Origin of the sequence: Providencia sp. PROV004 (assembly GCF_011045615.1) — a bacterium.
Classification (GTDB): domain Bacteria; phylum Pseudomonadota; class Gammaproteobacteria; order Enterobacterales; family Enterobacteriaceae; genus Providencia; species Providencia rettgeri.
This window is the reverse complement of sequence record NZ_CP042859.1, coordinates 1,304,380-1,323,107: the sequence shown is the minus strand read 5'-3', so window position 1 is coordinate 1,323,107 and position 18,728 is coordinate 1,304,380. Positions and strand designations below refer to the sequence as shown.

Here is an 18,728-nt window from a genome sequence, read left to right as displayed (position 1 = left end):
AAACTGGATTTGAGCTTTATTTATAGCAACAATAACGCTAATACACTGACTGTCGTGCAGCGGTGGTCAATATTCCTGTTTTGCTGTACCACGAATACGTCACAAATAAAGTTCTCTGAATCCCACTTTGATAAAAATTGGAGATCAGATGAGTACTGAACAAGTCGTTAACCAAAAAACCACTATCGACTCTTGGCAACGCATTGCTACTGAATTATTGAGTGAAGCTGGCATTAAAATTAATGGCTCCCGCCCTTTCGATATCCAGGTACACAACCCCCATTTCTTTAAACGAGTGCTACAACACGGCTCAATAGGATTAGGTGAAAGCTATATGGATGGTTGGTGGGATTGCGAGCGTTTAGATATATTTTTCCAATATGTCTTACGCCATAAACTCGATAAAAAAATACCTCACAATTTCAGTGATACACTGAAAATTGCTGTCGCACGTGTTCGCAATTTACAAACCCTAAAACGTGCTCGTATTGTTGGAAAAGAACATTACGACCTCGGAAATGACTTGTTTTCCCTGATGCTCGACCCTTATATGCAATATTCTTGTGGCTACTGGAAAGGTTTAGAAACGGTTCCTGAAAACCTTCCTCTCGCGCAAGAACAAAAATTAAATTTAATCTGCGAAAAACTGCAATTAAAACCCGGTATGCGATTACTTGATATCGGCTGTGGCTGGGGGGGACTCGCTGCCTATGCAGCAAAAAACTTTGGGGTTTCTGTTACGGGTGTCACTATTTCCGCTGAGCAACAAAAATATGCTCAAGCTCGCTGTGCAGGCTTAGATGTTGATATTAAATTAGAAGATTATCGGAATCTTAACGACCAATTTGACCGTATTGTCTCTGTAGGTATGTTTGAGCATGTCGGCCCTAAAAATTATGCGACTTACTTTGATGTTATTCAACGCAACCTAAAAGCTAACGGTTTGTTTTTACTTCACACCATTGGTTCTAATCAAAATAAAGTGAATGTTGACCCATGGACTAATAAATATATTTTTCCAAACGGCTGCCTACCTTCTGTGCAAAATATTGGCGAAGCCAGCGAAGGTAAACTGGTCATGGAGGATTGGCATAATTTTGGTGCTGATTATGACCATACTCTCATGGCATGGTATTCCCGTTTTCAAGCCGCTTGGCCTGAGCTCGAACATAATTATACGCCTCGTTTCAAACGCATGTTTTCTTATTATTTAAATGCTTGCGCTGGTGCATTTAGAGCACGAGATATCCAATTATGGCAAATACTGTGGAGCCCACAAGGTGTGAGCGGTGGCCTGCGTGTTGCGCGCTAAATCTTAGCCCTGAACATGGTCTTCAACAGATAAAAAGCAGCTAAATGAACCTTACTGGCTATTTGAAGAATCAATGCGCTCTATTCAACCATTGCTCAATAGCCTGTAAGCCTTGCTGTATATCATTTTTCAGTTGAGTATCCGCCATTGGCTGCTGCTCTAATAATGCACAGCTTTGTACTGCACTTTGCATTCCTAAACTAGCACAACTGCTTTTTAACTGGTGAGCAAGGCGTTTTATTTGTTCTGTGTTATTTTCTGCTCGTGCAATATCAATTTGGTCGATTAGCGGCAGGGAATGCTGTTTAAAAGTACTCACCCATTCACGAATTTTTGAGAGCCCCATTAATTCAGCATCACTAATAAGCTGTTGCAAATCTACAAATTTTTCCTGAACACTAGAATCGGACAACGTATACTCACCGCCTGAAATATATTTAACGATCAACTGGTTTAACCTATCTCTTGGTACTGGTTTTTGAATGATACCGCGAAAAACTTGACTCGTCCGTTGGTGCAATGTTTCATCAATCACATGAGCACTAAAACCAATCAAAACCAATGCGGGGTAGGCTTTCGCTATTTGTTTAGCCAAGGTGATCCCATCGATATCAGGTAAACCAAAATCCACCAATGCTGCCGTAAATTTTTGCCCAGTTTGTAAAGCAGCTAATGCTTCGGCCGCAGAACCAACGATGGTTACCTGTGCCCCACTGCGGGTTAACATTTCTCCACTTATTTTCTGAGTCAATGGGTTGTCTTCTATGAGTAATAAATGTACGCCTCGCATGTCTGATGGTAGATCCGCCGATTTACTAACTGGATGCGAGGCGATAGATAACGGTAATGTTAAACGAAAACAGCTTCCACTCCCTAACTGGCTACTAACCGTCAGTTCACCGCCCATCGCTTGTGCTAAACTTGCACTAATTGTCAGCCCAAGCCCTGTTCCACCCCGCTGGCTATCGACTTGCACAAATGGCTTAAAAATATCAGTAAATCGCGAGTTATCAATGCCACACCCGGTGTCTTCCACTTCAATAAACCAATATTTGCCATAACGGCAACTACGCAAAGTAATCCGCCCCTGCTGAGTGAAACGTAGTGCATTACTGAGTAAATTCGTGATAATTTGCCGGATCCGGAGCGGGTCCCCTTGTAAGGCAGTAGGTAAATCATCTGCAATATCAGCAACTAACTGAATGGCATGATTTTTATTACTGGCATTCATTAAATACAAGGTACTTTCCAATAATGGCTTGGGCTCGAAAGGTTCCTCATTGATAGAAACATTTTGTCCCCCTGCTTCAATAGCAGAGTAATCCAAAATGTCATTTAAAATAGCTAATAAGGATTCACCTGAATCCGTAATTGCATATAAATCATCATGATATTGATTAAGCGCTTTATTTTCTAATAGCAATTGCGCTGTCCCCAAAATTCCATAAAGTGGCGTGCGAATTTCATGGCTCATTGCCGCCAAAAATGCCGATTTTGCCTGATTGGCTTTTTCTGCTTCAGCGCGAGCTTTGCGGTGCTCAACAACCATCACCCGCAGTTCTGCCGTTCTCACTTTGACTTGGTCCGCTAGTTGTTCACGCTGATTATTTAAAGCATGGACACTCGCACGAAATGCATCCATTAAACGGCCAATCGTATCAAGCTCTTTCACGCCTGCGGTTTCAGGAAATGCAGAGTCAATATCGCCCTCAAGCAAGCGCTGAAGCGCTTGGGTTTGCTGTGCCAACGGCTTTGTCACTAAGCGGTAAACCACTCGCCAAAGGATCAAAATCAATGAGAGTAATGAAACAATACTTAATGCTAACAACCAATTTTGCCCCCGTTCACTGGCTTGTTTAAGTTGCCCCAATGCGGTTTGGTTACGAAGTTCAATGATGTCAACTAATTGAGCTACTTCACTACTAAAACGTGCAAATTGGTCAATATTATTTTGCGATAAAATCTGTAAACGAGTTGTGATGTCGTTATCTTGGCGATACAACGTAATTAACTCGGTATAACGCTTAACGCTATTTAAGGCATTTTCTACCTGGCTTCTCACGGCAGGGTCTTCAATATATTTTTGCCGACGTTGTAAGATTTTGACTGCAGAATTCAGCTGATTTTCTAATTCTGCCATATTACGATTGGGTTGGTTTGAACCTAAATTAAGTACCATTTGCTGTACGCGCATAGCGCTTAATCGCAGCTCATTCATTTGGCTAGCATATTCAAGATCAATATCAATAAGTTGATCAAGGGCTTGCTGTGCTTGTTCCCCTTGTTTTCGCTCGATTAGGTCATAAATACTCACCTGCGTTGCACCAGCGGAGGTCGCTGCATTATTGGCTTGGCCATGCGCTTTTTGGGCGATATCACCCGCCGCAGCGATGATATGTTGCCTTAACTGTTGTTGCTCAGTGCGCAGTTTTAACCGCTGGCCAACTAATTCACCTTGTTGGCTTAATGATTGAGCGATTTCTTTTTCTTGTTGTTCTATATCTTGTGTGTTGAAGCCTTGTTCCCGTAATGTTTTCAGCAAATTAGTGATTTTAAGGCTTTGTGCCGTTAACATCCGTCCTTGCGCTAACCAAATACTTTCGCTATCTGCATTGGTGAGATTCTGCGCAGAAAATAGCTCCCAAGCACTTGCTTCACTCAATTGCCTTGCCATATTCATGGTTGGAATCAAAGCCTCGGTATTGGCCTGTTCAACTTGGCTAACAAAACGTAAGTTGTACCACCCCACAAGGGTGCTGATAAAGGTCAATACTGCCATCAGCGCAAAGCCCATCCACAATCGTCTAGTTAGTGATAAATTCACGGTTTAGTTAGCCTAAAAATTAAAATGGTTGAGTTAACTGCAAGAAAGCATTTAGGATAAAGGTTTCTGGTTTGTGAGGCTATCATGCGTGTATTGATTTTACTACTGTTCACATTTTACTCATTACTGAGCCTAGCAATGGCGCAGAATAGTTCACTCATTCAGTGGAGTGATACACTACACTTTACCTCCCAACCACATAATCCCATTACCGCTACAAAAACATGGAAATTGTGTGCGCTTTATCCTAGCTTAAAAGATTCTTATTGGTTATCAATTAATTATGGTATGCAAAAAGCAGCCAAAAGCTATAGTATTGACCTAAATGTATTAGAAGCTGGCGGATATAACCAGCTAGCCACTCAGCAAAAGCAAATTACGCAATGCCAACAGTGGGGAGCAGATGCCATTTTACTGGGCAGTAGCACTACAGCCTTTCCAAACCTGAGCCAACTGGTAGGAAATACGCCTGTCATTGAAGTCATCAACGCGACACACGATAAAACAGTTAAAACCCGCGTGGGTGTACCTTGGTTTCAAATGGGCTATCAGCCGGGACGCTATTTAGTGCAATGGAGCCAAGGTAAGCCATTGAAAGTGTTACTTATGCCTGGGCCATTAAATGCTGGCGGTAGCCTTGAAATGGAACAAGGATTCAGAGAGGCTATTGCGGGTAGCCATGTACAAATTGTGGATGTTGCACAAGGGGATAACGACATTGAAGTTCAACGCAATTTATTACATGAAATGCTAGAGCGTAGCCCAGATATTGATGTCGTCGTTGGCACAGCTATCGCCGCTGAAGCCGCAATGGGTGAAGGCCGTAACTTAACAAAACCATTGAATATTGTTTCTTTTTACTTATCACATCAAGTCTATCGCGGCTTAAAAAGAGGCCGAATAATTATGGCAGCTAGCGACCAAATGGTTTGGCAAGGTGAGCTAGTCATTGAACAAGCCATCAAAGTATTACAAAAGCAGCCAGTTCCAAACAATATAAGCCCGCCAATTTTAGTGCTTACTCAACAAAATGCAGATAGTGAACACTTACGTAATTCATTATCTCCAGGAGGATTTAGGCCCGTATATCAGTATACATCGGCGGCTAAAAAATAACCTTCACCATGCTGAGTCACTAATAAATCAGCATTAATCTTGTGGCGTAAACGGCGAATAAGTACATCTACCGTGCGTAAATCAGGGTGATCAACTCGACGGGCTGATAACATACGTAAAAGACGTTCTCGGGTTAGAATCTCCCGTGGGTTTGTAACAAAAGCCACTAGCATTTCATATTCAGCACGAGTGAGTTTGATTGCTTGATGCTTAAATTCGAGCGTATGCATCGAAACATTTAGGCAATAGCCAGCGAACTGATAGCAATTATCTTGAGAAACAACCTGGGTTTGTGATGGTTTAGCAAGATCAATTCGCCAAAGTAAATTTTTGACACGAACAACGAGCTCCCTGAGTTCCAAAGGTTTAGTAACGTAATCATCTGCTCCCATTTCTAAACCCACAATACGGTCAATTTGGTCACAACGGCCTGTGACTAAAATAATTCCTACTGTAAAACGCTCACGTAGCGCCCTTGTTAACATTAACCCATTTTCATCCGGTAAATTAATATCCAACAGAATCAAGTCAACTACTTGCTGATCCATAATTTCGCGTAAACCTGCACCATTCCCCGTAACAGAAACACGATATCCTTCTTGCTCAAAGTAAGCCTGTAAACGCGCCTGAGTAACGGGTTCGTCTTCAACAACCACAATATGATGTGATGTCATTGATATACTCTCTTCTGTTCATATCTGTTCATATTTACCCATATCTTGCCGTAAGCTGTTCATCCTGACTAGTACCGCTATTCATATTAACTCAATAAGATCGCCTGTATTAAACCATATAATTACAGGGGCTATTATGCGGAAACTCTGGAGAGCGTTGCGAAAACCAAGTGCTCGTTGGTCAATGCTTACGTTAATCGTTGTCGGGATTGCAGTGGGTGTTGCGTTAATCGTTGTACCCCATGTTGGGATGAAAGTGACTAGCACCACCGAGTTTTGTGTCAGTTGCCATAGCATGGAACCCGTTTACGAAGAATATAAGCAATCCGTGCATTTCCAAAATGCCTCTGGGGTACGTGCAGAATGCCATGACTGCCATATTCCCTCCGACCTTCCAGGCATGATTAAACGGAAACTCGAAGCAAGCAATGATATTTATCAAACATTTATTGCTCATTCGATAGATACCCCTGAAAAATTTGAAGCCAAACGCGCCGAACTTGCAGAACGTGAATGGGCTCGCATGAAAGAGAACAATTCGGCCACTTGCCGCTCTTGTCATGATTACGACTCGATGGATCACGCCAAGCAAAATCCAGAAGCGGCTCGCCAGATGCAAATCGCTGCGAAAGAGAATCAATCCTGCATTGACTGCCACAAAGGAATTGCCCACCAATTACCTGATATGAGCAGCGGTTTTCGTAAACAATTCGATGAGCTGCGCGCGAAAGCAAATAGTGATTCAGATATTCTGTATTCACTTGATATTAAACCTATTTATGCAAATAAAGGGGATAAAGACCCTGCTGGTTCGTTACTTCCTGCCTCAGAGGTGAAAGTCCTAAAACGTGATGGCGATTGGCTACAAGTTGAAATCACTGGGTGGACAGAAACTGATGGCCGCCAACGAGTCCTATCCGAATTCCCTGGTAAACGAATTTTCGTTGCTTCTATACGCGGTGATGTTCAAGAAAATGTGAAAAATTTAGAGAGTACCGTCGTCGCTGCAACAGATACCTCATGGAGCAAATTGCAAGCGACCGCCTGGATGCAGCAAGGCGATATGGTCAATGATATCAAACCGATATGGGCTTATGCAGACTCTTTATATAACGGCTCCTGTAATCAATGCCATGGCGCGCCAGATATTGCTCACTTTGATGCTAACGGTTGGATAGGCACATTAAACGGTATGATTGGCTTTACCAGTTTAGATAAGCGAGAAGAGCGCACCTTACTGAAATACTTACAAATGAATGCATCTGATACCGCAGGATCTTCACACGGTGATAACGGAGTACAGAATGAAAAATAATCCAACTTTTCAAGCTTCTCGTCGACGCTTTTTGTTCCAGCTTGGCGGGCTCACTGTTGCGGGTATGTTAGGCCCTTCCCTCTTAACACCACGTAAGGCTAGCGCTGCAACGGCTGGTGAACAAACTGCGGTGGTACAAGAAGGCATTCTGACAGGGTCGCACTGGGGTGCAATCCGCGCTACTGTGGTTGATGGTCGCTTTATCGAAGCCAAGCCCTTTGAACACGATAAATTTCCATCCAAAATGATTGCAGGGTTACCTGACCATGTTCATGGTACTGCCCGTATTCGTTATCCAATGGTACGTGTTGATTGGCTACGTAAACGCCATTTAAGTGATACCTCACAACGAGGTGATAACCGCTTCGTACGTGTTTCTTGGGATGAAGCCCTTGATTTGTTCTATCAAGAATTAGAACGTGTTCAAACAACCTATGGACCAAGTGGATTACTCACTGCAAATGGTTGGCAATCGACAGGGATGCTTCACAACGCTTCAGGTATGTTAGCTCGCGCCATTGCGCTGCATGGCAATAGTGTCAGTACTGGCGGAGATTACTCAACAGGGGCTGCACAAGTAATTTTACCTCGAGTTGTTGGGTCGATGGAGGTTTATGAACAACAAACCTCTTGGCCGTTAGTCCTCAAAAATAGTAAAACCATTGTGTTGTGGGGCTCTGACCTGATTAAAAATCAACAAGCTAACTGGTGGTGCCCTGATCATGACGTTTATGAATATTATGAACAATTGAAAGAAAAAGCCGCTAACGGTGAGATAAAAGTCATCAGTATTGACCCTATAATCACCTCAACGCATGATTACCTTGGGCGTGCCAATGTTCAACATATTGCGATTAACCCGCAAGCGGATGTACCACTACAATTAGCCATCGCCCACACGCTTTACATTGAAGACTTACATGATAAAACCTTCTTAAAAGAATATTGTGTCGGTTTCGAGCAATTTGTTCCCTACTTAATGGGAAAAACGGATGGGCAACCCAAAGATGCACAATGGGCAGCTGAAATTTGTGGTATTGATGCCGATACAATCCAAGCTTTAGCTCGCCAAATGGCAGCAGATCGCACCCAAATCATTGCAGGTTGGTGCGTTCAACGCATGCAACATGGTGAACAATGGTCATGGATGATTGTTGTTTTAGCTGCGATGTTAGGTCAAATTGGCTTACCGGGTGGAGGATTTGGCTTCGGTTGGCACTACAATGGAGCAGGAACCCCTAGCCGTCAGGGAATTATTTTAAGTGGTTTTTCTGGCTCAACTAAAGTGCCCCCCATTCATGATAACAATGACTACAAAGGCTACAGCAGCACCATTCCTATTGCTCGTTTTATTGATGCGATTTTAGAGCCCGGAAAAACAATCAACTGGAACGGTAAAGCGGTTAAATTACCGCCACTAAAAATGTGCGTATTTGCCGGAACCAATCCATTCCACCGCCACCAACAAATTAACCGTATTATTGAAGGTTGGCGCAAGCTTGAAACGGTTGTTTCTATCGATAATCAATGGACATCCACTTGCCGCTTTGCCGATATCGTATTACCGGCAACCACGCAATTTGAACGTAATGACCTTGACCAATACGGTAACCATTCAAATCGTGGCATTATTGCAATGAAACAACTCGTTGAACCGCAATTTGAGTCACGCAATGACTTCGATATTTTACGCGACCTATGCCGCCGTTTTGGTCGTGAAGAAGCCTTTACTGAAGGTTTGGACGAAATGGGCTGGCTAAAACGTATTTGGCAAGAAGGCAGCCAGCAGGGGAAAGGCCGTGGTATTCATCTACCCTCCTTCGATGTCTTCTGGGAAAAAGACGGTTATGTAGAATTTGAGCATCCACAAATGTTTGTTCGTCATCAAGCATTTAGAGAAGATCCCGACTTAGAACCATTAGGAACACCGAGTGGTTTAATTGAAATTTACTCAAAAACTATTGCCGACATGCAATATGATGATTGCCAAGGCCACCCAATGTGGTTCGAAAAAGCAGAACGCTCTCATGGTGGTCCAGGTTCAAAAAAATGGCCATTACATTTGCAATCTGCACATCCCGATTTTCGCTTACACTCACAACTGTGCGAGTCCCCTGTATTACGTCAATATTATTCCGTTAGTGGCAAAGAACCGGTCTTTATTAGTCCTCAAGATGCGAAAGCTAGGGGTATACAAAATGGTGATATCGTTCGCGTTTTCAACGACCGAGGGCAAGTGTTAGCGGGAGCCGTGGTTTCAGACCTATACACAAAAGGCGTTGCCCGTATCCATGAGGGAGCTTGGTATGACCCGACTAAGGGCGGAGAAATCAATGCGCTGTGCAAATACGGAAACCCAAACGTATTGACGCTTGATATTGGAACCTCTCAATTAGCGCAAGCCACCAGTGCACATACAACCTTAGTAGAGATAGAAAAATATACAGGACAAGTGGATAACGTGAATGCATTCGATGGGCCAATTGAAATGGTTGCTCAGTGTGAATATGTTCCTGCATCACAGGTGAATAAATGACAAAACAAAGCACTTTTGCACCAGAACAAATAGCGTGTATTTATGCATGGCTAGCACAATTGTTCTCACGTGAACTAGATAGTGCAACATTAGTGCAACTTCAATCTAGCGAGATGATGGATTGGTTTACGACTGTCGAGCAGGAACCCGTTCTAACTTTGCCAATTCAAGCAGTTAAAACAAAAGTCCAAGCGCTAATAATGCGAAATGATGCACAACTCGAATTAGCCGCCGACTTCTGTAGCTTATTTTTAATGTCTGATAAGCAATCAGCTTTACCTTACGCCTCAGTTTATCCAAACTGTGAGCAAGGTAATGAACAAATTAAGTACTTATTAGCCGAGGCTGGAATGGAAACTAATGAGGCATTTAGAGAGCCTTCTGATCATATTTCAATTTTTTTAGAGCTATTAAGTCACTTACATTTTTCATTAAATGAAGCCCATTTGGACCAAGAAAAAGTAAGGCAATTGCGCCTAAAAACCTTGTCACTTTTACTGCAATGGCTACCAATATTTAGCCAAAATTGCCAACGGTATGATGAGTTTGGTTTTTATGCCGCTTTGAGTCAACTGTCGTTAGCACTAGTTCAATGGGATAAGCAAACCTAGTAGATGCCATTTAAATAATTTATATATTATTCAACTATTATTAAATAAAGGGATATTGATAAATAATATCCCTTTTAAATCTGAGTCATAACACCTGAGTTACTGTAAAGAAATAAGTTTTTCACGGCTCAGCCCAGTGCTTTTCATTATTATCTCGATACTAACTCCTTGCTCCAAAAGATTCCGTGCAGTTGCTATATTTGCCTCTTCTTTGCCTTTTTTAAATCCCTCTTGCAACCCTTCTTGCCGTCCTTTATCTTGCAATCGTTGCGCAATATTCATGATTGTCTCCTTATGCTTTTCTGTTTGTTCACCTAAAACTTGAATAACTTGTTCAAAATTATGGGAGTCCAAGGCAATAAACAAATAATTTAGGATAGTTATGATGTCGTTATCACTATTATAATGTTTATTGAGTGCCTTCGCCAAGAGAGGGAGTACTTGTTGGAATTCATCCCGAAGATATTTATGTTTCATCGCTAATTCCATTACTGCTATTTTTCGATGGTTAACGAGTTCATTATCATCAATAACGGTAATATCTACGAGTGGAAACGGTTGTGTGTATAACTCATGTGCAATCTCTGGTAATGGAAAACACTCCGTCCAAAGTTGTGTATATGGATAAGGCGAACGCCCCCCATGGTAAAATAATATAGGCACAACAATGGGTAATGTTGTATTTCCTTGCTGCATATGCTGATTCATCGCTAAAAACGCATAATGCATTAAACGCCACGCCATAAGTTTATCGGGGGTTGATTGGTGTTCAACTAAAAGATAAATATAACCTTCCCCTTGAGAGGTTCGTACTGAATACAATACATCCGATAACCGTGAGCGAAGTTGTTTATCAATAAACGAGGAATTTGTCAGCGATAACGTATTGAAATCACATAATGATTTTATATGTTCCGGTAAATGAATTTCAAAGAAGTCTCGCGCATTTGCAATGTTTGTCATAAATCCTTTAAAAGCCGCATCATGTATCGTTGATGTCGTTTTTTTCTTCATTCAACAATCCTTATTGAAAAGAGCAACGACCACACAATAAAGCAAAAAATTCAGTTTGTCTGTTCAGTATAACCATGTGATAAAAATCGAAATTTTTGAAAGAATCGATATTCATAACCTTAATATTACATTAATGAAAATAACGTTTGAGTAATACCATAAAATATATCGATGGCTTTATTAAAAAACACCAAAATAGCTTTTAGCACTAACGCATTCAAACCATCATAGTCAATTTTGATATGCTATATGCTTTGCTCCTACAAGCTTAACGATTTTTTATTTCAGCCCTCTTTACAATTATTCCATGGTGCTAAATGACAATAGAATATAAAAACAAACACACCTCTCAACTTTCAGCAGAGAATAGAGAGGCATTATATTTCATGCTATTTCAAAGCTTTGGGCAAGATTTTACCCATGATGATTTTGAACATGCTTTGGGGGGAATGCACGTCTTGGCTTATGACCAACAACAAATTATTGGCCACGTTGCTATTATTCAACGTCATATGGCAATCGGTAATACTCCAATAACGGTTGGCTATGTTGAAGCGATGGCGGTACGGGAAAACTACCGTCGCCAAGGGATCGGCAAACAGCTTATGCTGGCTACCAACCAAATTATTGCCGATTGTTATCAACTGGGTCTGCTTTCTGCATCAGATCAGGGCTTCCCTGTATATCAATCTGTCGGCTGGCAGGTATGGAACGGGCCATTATATGAGCTCAATCAAAGCCATTATATCCACTCTGTCGATGAAGAAGGTGGCGTCATGGGGTGGTCAAAAAACAATTTAATTGATTTTTCACAACCCCTATATTGTGACTTTCGCAGTGGAGACCAATGGTAGCCCTATTTGTAATAAAAAACAGATAAGCTACACAAATAACCTCGTTTTTATTAAGCGGGTACCAACCCCGGCTGTACTACGCTATAAATTTGTTTTTTCAATTCACCTTGCTTAGCCAACTGATAAACATGCGCAGCAACATCCGCACGCATCACTAAGCCATGAACTTCAACCTCTTGTTGAAGAACTGCTTTTCCCGTTGGCTCACCATGTAATAACCCACCAGGGCGAACAATCACATAATCTAATGAGCTAGTTTGTAACCATGACTCCGCAAGGGATTTTTCTCTCACAGCCTGACCAAATGCAGCGCGTGACCGGGCAGACAAATAAGGCCATGAATCCCCACAACCTAATGATGTGACTAACACCATACGAGATATCCCAGCTTGTTCTGCACAATCAATCACCGTACGGTGAGCTAAATAATCTTGACTCCCTCCCATGGTTGAAATAACCGTGGCAGTTGTTCCTGCTGCATGACAAGCAGCCTTAACCACTTCACTATCACAAGCATCACCAATGAAGACTTGCGCACCTACCGCCTCCAATGCCTCTGCAGACTGCTTATTACGCACAACAACGATGACAGGGCGTTTCTTTGCAATTGCCAACTGAGCAATTTGACGACCAACACCTTTTCCACCCGCGCCAAAAATTAAACATGGAGCCATATCTTTATTCCTTTATATTTTGAGTGATTATAAACCTAGCTGTGTACCGTAAAGACAAAATTACCACAACAGTAATGATAATGCGCATTGTTTGCATTTGTTTTTTTTTGATTTATTTACCCCACCATTGTCTACGAACGATGATGAAATAATAAACAACATCAACTTTAATGTTTTTAATGTAATCCATTCAATCAAACGCATTAAAATGTGACTAATTTAACTTTTTTATCAAAAAATAATTACCATTAAAATTGATAATCCAACAAATTAACTACAAAAATAAATCGTAATATCAACCACTAACAGCAAGATCAATATCACTATCTCATTGATACCCATAATTATTTTAATGTTAATGCGAAGAATTATCATTTGCATTTATATTATTATTTGATTTAATACAACTCGTCATATATATGCGAAATAATAATTTCTTAATCAATAGTATCGTTAATATCTTTAATAAAAATGGAGTATTTCGATGAAAAAGTTAAATATTATCGCTCTAGCACTCGCAACCTGCACAGTAACTTTTGGTGCTTCTGCAGCAATCGGTTCTGGCCAAAGCCAACCTTTCGATGCTAATCAGCCTTCCGTCCGTGTTGGTGCAACAGAAGGAACCGGTGGTGGTCATGGCGGTGCTGCGGGTGACCCAGGTATTGGTGTGCAATCTGTTTATGGTGGAAAAACCATTTCTTTCTCAGGCTTAACTCGAATGGCACCAATACAGGCAGGAAATGAAGCACATGTTATTTCCATGCCTAATGGACCTGGTTCGCATGACAAAATGGGCGTTTTTAACTTTGCCAAAATTGCAGATGCAGAAGTCTATTTTGGTGAATGGTCATCGACAGGACAAGTTAGTGACACCACACATACCGCTTACTATTCTGGCAAAGATGTCACCACCAATATGCCTACAACTGGCACAGCGGAATACTCCGTTAAAGGAATAAGCCAATACAATGGAGGCGCACTAACCGCAGGGACTCTGACAGCCAACTTTGGTACTAAATCCTTAGCAGGGAATATTGGTGCAACCAATATTGATGCCACCATTAAAAACAATGCCACTTTCGCCGGGGCGGCCACTCTTAATGGTGAATCAGGCTCAACAAATGGACACTTCTTTGGCGATCAAGCTAAGCATATTGCTGGTGTCACTCAATTTGAAGATCACAGCAAAGATATGGCCTTTGGTGGAAGCCGTGGGAATATTTCCCAGTAACCCGTAAATCAACCTTGGTGGCCAACCATAAAGCGTGACAGGCAGTTGGCCACTGCCTTTTATTACCGAAGCTAATCCTATGCGATATCTGTTATTAACTCCTGCTATAATGATGCTTATAGCCGCATTCTCTGCATTTCCAGCCAGCTTGGACACTGACCGAGAACAATTGTTATGGCAAAAAGACAAACAAAACTATCGTGATAAAAGTGCAGTAGTCCCCAATAAAGACCAATTGCTTCTCCCAGATGACCTATCAATTAACTTAAATGGGGAAAATTATGCCCTTGAGAATAATGCCCAAGACCTCGGGCAAGCCATTTATCTGGCAATTAACCACAGGCAATTTGAAGACGTACAGCGCTTATTACCCCGCTACCAACAACTCGCTGATGCGGATCCACTACTCATTTTATTTGCAAAAGCAGAAATTGCTAAATCGCAAAATCATTACCCTGAAGCGATTGCCCACTACCAACAAATATTGGCACGGTCGCCAAAGTTTCTTCGCATAAAATTAGAACTGGCCCGGGCTTATTTTGAAGATAACCAAAATAAAGAGTCTTTGGCTTTATTCCAAAATTTAATCAACGATAAAACACTCGCATTACCTACGAATGTGAAGCAAACCATCCAGCAATTTATTAGTGCTATCGAAAACCGCACCGCTTGGACTGGCAGTCTCTCCTTTGGCTATAAATACAACAGTAATATCAACCAAGTTCCAGATAAAAATAAAGTTTGGGAAACGCCAGGGGGAACCTGGAAAATGGCTAACCCCAAATCATCACCGGGACTCACCTATGATGCAAGTCTGAGTAAAATTATTCCTATCTCGGGCAATCATTCCCTGCAAATCAAGGGGACATCTTATGGTGACCGCTATCCGCACTATGCTGAATTCAGTGAAAACACGTCTTCTTTAGCAACTTTATATCGTTTTAATGATGCGAACACCACTATCGCATTCGGCCCATTAGTTGAGTTAAAAACGGTCAATGAAAAGCGCCGTTATTTAGGCATAGGGGGAAAAATTGAAGCTGACTACCAATTTTCACCTCGTGTGCTCCTAAGTACCTCCGCTGACTACCAACAACTTCATTATCAAAAACCGTATGACAGTGCCAATGGTAATCGAAGTAGCCTACATCTAACCGGTGTCTATGGTATTACCCCAGATACCTCCCTCTTTTTGGGGGCTGATGCGACTCGTCTCACCACAGAAGTTCGTAGCGATGATTATGACCAATTGGGTATCCGAGGCGGCTTTTATCACGTGCTAACACCCGATATTCATTTACTGGCACTTGCAACTTACCGAGAAAGCCAATTCAAGGCCTTCAACCAAATGTTGAATGTTAAACGCCATGATAGAGAAGCGATGTATTTTGCGCGTCTTAGTTTTCCAAATTATTCATTGCTCACATTTACGCCTTATACCAGTTACCGCTTTCGTGATAACCGCAGTTCTGCAGATGGAATTTACTCCTACTACCAGCACGAAATTTCTATTGGGTTAGAAACCCGTTTTTAAGCGTTATGGCATAGAGAAAAACACAATGTATAAATACAAATTAACACCTATTACTACTGCAATTATTACTGCTCTTTTTATTCCAACAACCGCTTTAGGGGAAAAAGAAGAACACATCGGCACCATTACTGTTCAAGATTCAGCAAAAACTATCAAAGAACGGGATCAACAAGGTTACGATGATCAATATGATGCTAAAGGTTCTAAAATTTATTTAGGAAAAGACCTTGTTGAGCGCTATAAAGGTACCAGTACCGCGGATGTGCTTAATAGTGCAGTTGGTGTCTATAGTGGTGATGCAAGAAACAGTGGCGCGTTAGACCCGAATATTCGAGGCATTCAAGGGCAAGAACGTGTTCCTGTCACGGTTGACGGCACAGAACAGTCGTTAACCGTTTATCGGGGTTACAATGGGGCAAACAACCGTAACTATGTGGACCCAAACCTCATTAGTAGCATTGAGATTGAAAAAAGTGGTTCTCTTGCTGGTGATATAAAAACCTCTGTAGGTGGTGGGATAGCCATCAGAACCATAGGAATAGATGACGTTGTTGCACCGGGTGAAAAATTTGGTGTCAGCTTAAAACTAGAAACCAGCAGCAATTCTACTCGTGAGCGTGTTCCCCACTTTGGCTATGGCGAAGATTACCGAGATCACCCTGAGATTTATAAAAATAATAACTATGTTTTCTCTGATCCAGTCGTCAACATCACACCGAAATCCCGAGGAAGCGCTCAATTCTTTAATTTTAAAGATAATGGCGGAAGAATAGCGGTTGGGACTCGACAGGAAAAGTTTGATTTAATGGCCGCCTATGCTTATCGCCGGCAAGGTAATTATTTTGCGGGGAAAAATGGCGCTCACCGTTATAAAGAATCGGTTCAATTAAATGAACAACAAACAGTACAGCAACAGCTTGGTCCAGACCCTTACTTACCTTTTGCTGCCAATGTATTTCGCCCCGGAAAAGAAGTTACGAATACCTCCAATGAGTTGGAATCCTATTTAGTTAAAACTAATTTATATCTCACTGAAAACCAAACATTACATCTTGGTTTTCGCCGAAGTGAAAGCACCTATGGTGAAATCATGCCATCACGTTTAGGATTTGCTGAGCTTGAAGGAAAACAAGTATTACCCCAATGGCCATTAGCTCACTTTACGGTCAATGCTTATAATGCCGAATATAAATGGAAACCTGAAGATAATCAATGGATTGACCTAAACGCAAATGTGTGGATGACCCATTCCGTAGGGGATACCAATACCTCAGGTGGCTACCCACGAGAACCCAAAGAACGCGATTGGGGCTTCGAGTATGGTTATGGTGGTGGAAAAGACCCTAACATTGATGGTTCATTAATTAATACCGCAGCAACTAACTCTGAGAATGACCGTATTGGCTTTAATTTGCGCAATACCATGGCACTCACGCCCGATCTTGATTTAACGATCCGCGGTTCAATGCTCAAAGAAAAATTGGACTCTAACGACGTACCGCCATCTCAAACCGCCAGCCCTTTTATTGCCCTTCCTCGTAAAGGTCATCGCCAAGAAACCAGTATTGCCTTTAACTTTAACTATCGCCCAACGAGCTGGTTAGAACTGGATGCGGGAGCAAAATATATTGATGGCTGGACAGAAGATGATTATTTAAAAGAACAAATGCGCAATCGCACCAAGGGCTTCCAAAACCCTGACGAGCGCCTTGCTAAACAAATAAATTACAACCGAATTTTAACCAAAGAAGAGTATAACGAGGCTGTTGCCAATGGCTACCAAGCGTTTAATGGTGGTTATAAAAACAGCCAAATATTACTTAAAACATTAGGATTGGAAGATACCGACTATACCGTTTTTATTACTAAAAGAAACAACGCTCAGCGCCCAGAAGAAAATGGTGTTTTAGACGTTAATTTCCGCGCCGAATGGAAATCAGATAGCGATGGACGCTATACCACCAAAACAAACCCTTTCCATAACGGTACTTTTGACTCTCAAGCTCGTGCTGTTGACCCTGTTACTGGCAAGGAAGTTTATGTCTATGGTTCAAGTTATTCACACCCAGCCGATGACATCAAGCGCGAACTCACTGAAGAAGAAAAATGGAAATTCTCAGGCAAACAAAAAAGCCATGGCTGGGCTCCCGCTTTTGGTGCCAATATTTGGTTATCTAATAACGACCGGGTTTATGCACGCTATATAGAGACGGTTCGCTTACCGAGTATTTTTGAAAACAGCATTGGGTTTGCAGGGGAAAGTGAAGCCCGTAAAGAGAAAATGTTATTTAAACCCGAACGTGCAAAAACCTTTGAATTTGGTTATTCACGTAATTTACAAGGTTTACTCGGCGCTGAACGCCACGCTGACGTGAAAATAGGCTATTACCATACTGTCATTGAAAATGCTTTTGACCGTGATGGACGTCTTAATTTTGTTCAAGTAAAAGAACATAAAACAGCAGGAATTGAAGCTTTGGCACGCTATGATAATGGTGGTGTATTTATGGATATTGGTGTCGATTACCGCCTCAAAAATGAAGTCTGTGATGATTCGGCTCCAGCCAATCTTGACCCGGCTAATCGCTATAATATCTCCCAATGTACAACTGCAGGTTTCCCTGGCGGTTTTTTACGTACACAATTACAGCCTAAATATGCCATAAATTCCAACCTAGGCATGCGCTTTATGGATGAGGCCCTCGAAGTGGGAACACGCTTACGTTATACCAGTAGCGTACAAAATAAAGATGAACGCAAACTGATGCAGCAGTTCCCGGGGAGTTATTCGATGGCGAATAATAGCCCAATGCACTGGACGCCTACCTTTACTGCAGATGCCTACGCAAGTTACCAAATTGACAAAAATATTAATGTCGAATTCTTAGTGACCAACTTAACTGACCGTTATTATATCGACCCACTGACGCGCAGTATGATGCCAGCCCCCGGGCGCACACTACGCTTAGGATTAAATGCGCAATTTTAGATAAATATTGTAGGTTTATCGCTCTACAAATATCCGCTGCTAAC

At 41.8% G+C, this 18,728-nt stretch carries 13 protein-coding genes; 9 read left to right on the top strand and 4 right to left on the bottom strand.

Annotation, left to right across the window (positions count from 1 at the left end; all coding sequences use genetic code 11):
- Positions 1 to 148 precede the first annotated feature (148 nt).
- Positions 149 to 1,312, top strand: coding sequence for a cyclopropane fatty acyl phospholipid synthase (gene cfa / locus FVA69_RS05760; protein WP_109912732.1), 1,164 nt, complete (start codon positions 149 to 151; stop codon positions 1,310 to 1,312).
- A 70-nt stretch (positions 1,313 to 1,382) separates the two neighbouring features.
- Here cfa and torS read toward each other — a convergent pair whose 3' ends face one another.
- Positions 1,383 to 4,136 (bottom strand): TMAO reductase system sensor histidine kinase/response regulator TorS, encoded by a 2,754-nt coding sequence (torS, locus tag FVA69_RS05755; protein WP_164528525.1) that lies wholly within the window; start codon positions 4,134 to 4,136, stop codon positions 1,383 to 1,385.
- Positions 4,137 to 4,229: 93 nt separating this feature from the next.
- On the opposite strand from torS, the gene torT reads away from it, so the two are divergent.
- Positions 4,230 to 5,252 carry a TMAO reductase system periplasmic protein TorT gene (gene torT / locus FVA69_RS05750; RefSeq protein ID WP_414602275.1) on the top strand — a complete coding sequence of 341 codons (1,023 nt, stop codon included), beginning with the start codon at positions 4,230 to 4,232 and terminating at the stop codon, positions 5,250 to 5,252.
- Here the strand turns inward: torT and torR are convergent.
- Positions 5,225 to 5,926 (bottom strand): two-component system response regulator TorR, encoded by a 702-nt coding sequence (gene torR / locus FVA69_RS05745; RefSeq protein WP_004913440.1) that lies wholly within the window; start codon positions 5,924 to 5,926, stop codon positions 5,225 to 5,227. The genes torT and torR overlap by 28 nt on opposite strands.
- Positions 5,927 to 6,062: 136 nt before the next feature.
- Between torR and torC the strand changes: the two genes are divergently transcribed.
- From torC to torD, 3 genes are read left to right on the top strand one after another with little or no spacing between them, the layout of a single operon-like run.
- Complete coding sequence (gene torC, locus FVA69_RS05740; protein WP_036958495.1) at positions 6,063 to 7,241, top strand: pentaheme c-type cytochrome TorC; 1,179 nt, start codon at positions 6,063 to 6,065, stop codon at positions 7,239 to 7,241.
- Entirely contained in the window at positions 7,231 to 9,777 is a 2,547-nt protein-coding gene (gene torA, locus FVA69_RS05735; protein WP_109912735.1) for a trimethylamine-N-oxide reductase TorA, read from the top strand. The genes torC and torA overlap by 11 nt, the downstream gene beginning before the upstream one ends.
- The gene (torD, locus tag FVA69_RS05730; protein ID WP_109912736.1) at positions 9,774 to 10,388 is read left to right on the top strand and encodes a molecular chaperone TorD; all 615 of its coding nucleotides are present in this window, start codon (positions 9,774 to 9,776) and stop codon (positions 10,386 to 10,388) included. Before torA ends, torD begins: the two co-directional genes overlap by 4 nt.
- 99 nt (positions 10,389 to 10,487) lie before the next feature.
- Here torD and FVA69_RS05725 read toward each other — a convergent pair whose 3' ends face one another.
- Entirely contained in the window at positions 10,488 to 11,402 is a 915-nt protein-coding gene (locus tag FVA69_RS05725; protein WP_164528523.1) for an Rpn family recombination-promoting nuclease/putative transposase, read from the bottom strand.
- Between the two features lie 317 nt (positions 11,403 to 11,719).
- Between FVA69_RS05725 and FVA69_RS05720 the strand changes: the two genes are divergently transcribed.
- Positions 11,720 to 12,256: a GNAT family N-acetyltransferase gene (locus FVA69_RS05720; protein ID WP_123382347.1), complete on the top strand. Its 537-nt coding sequence runs from the start codon at positions 11,720 to 11,722 to the stop codon at positions 12,254 to 12,256.
- A gap of 50 nt (positions 12,257 to 12,306) precedes the next feature.
- Here the strand turns inward: FVA69_RS05720 and FVA69_RS05715 are convergent, their stop codons facing one another.
- A complete protein-coding gene (locus tag FVA69_RS05715) occupies positions 12,307 to 12,930 on the bottom strand; it encodes an SDR family oxidoreductase (RefSeq protein ID WP_164528522.1) in 624 nt (207 codons plus the stop codon).
- A gap of 484 nt (positions 12,931 to 13,414) precedes the next feature.
- On the opposite strand from FVA69_RS05715, the gene FVA69_RS05710 reads away from it, so the two are divergent.
- The 3 genes from FVA69_RS05710 (at position 13,415) to FVA69_RS05700 (ending at position 18,684) form a co-directional block, all read left to right on the top strand.
- Positions 13,415 to 14,161: a Slam-dependent surface lipoprotein gene (locus FVA69_RS05710; RefSeq protein ID WP_164528521.1), complete on the top strand. Its 747-nt coding sequence runs from the start codon at positions 13,415 to 13,417 to the stop codon at positions 14,159 to 14,161.
- 79 nt (positions 14,162 to 14,240) lie between these two features.
- Entirely contained in the window at positions 14,241 to 15,695 is a 1,455-nt protein-coding gene (locus tag FVA69_RS05705; RefSeq protein WP_164528520.1) for a porin family protein, read from the top strand.
- Positions 15,696 to 15,720: 25 nt separating this feature from the next.
- A complete protein-coding gene (locus tag FVA69_RS05700) occupies positions 15,721 to 18,684 on the top strand; it encodes a TonB-dependent receptor plug domain-containing protein (protein ID WP_164528519.1) in 2,964 nt (987 codons plus the stop codon).
- Positions 18,685 to 18,728: the final 44 nt, after the last annotated feature.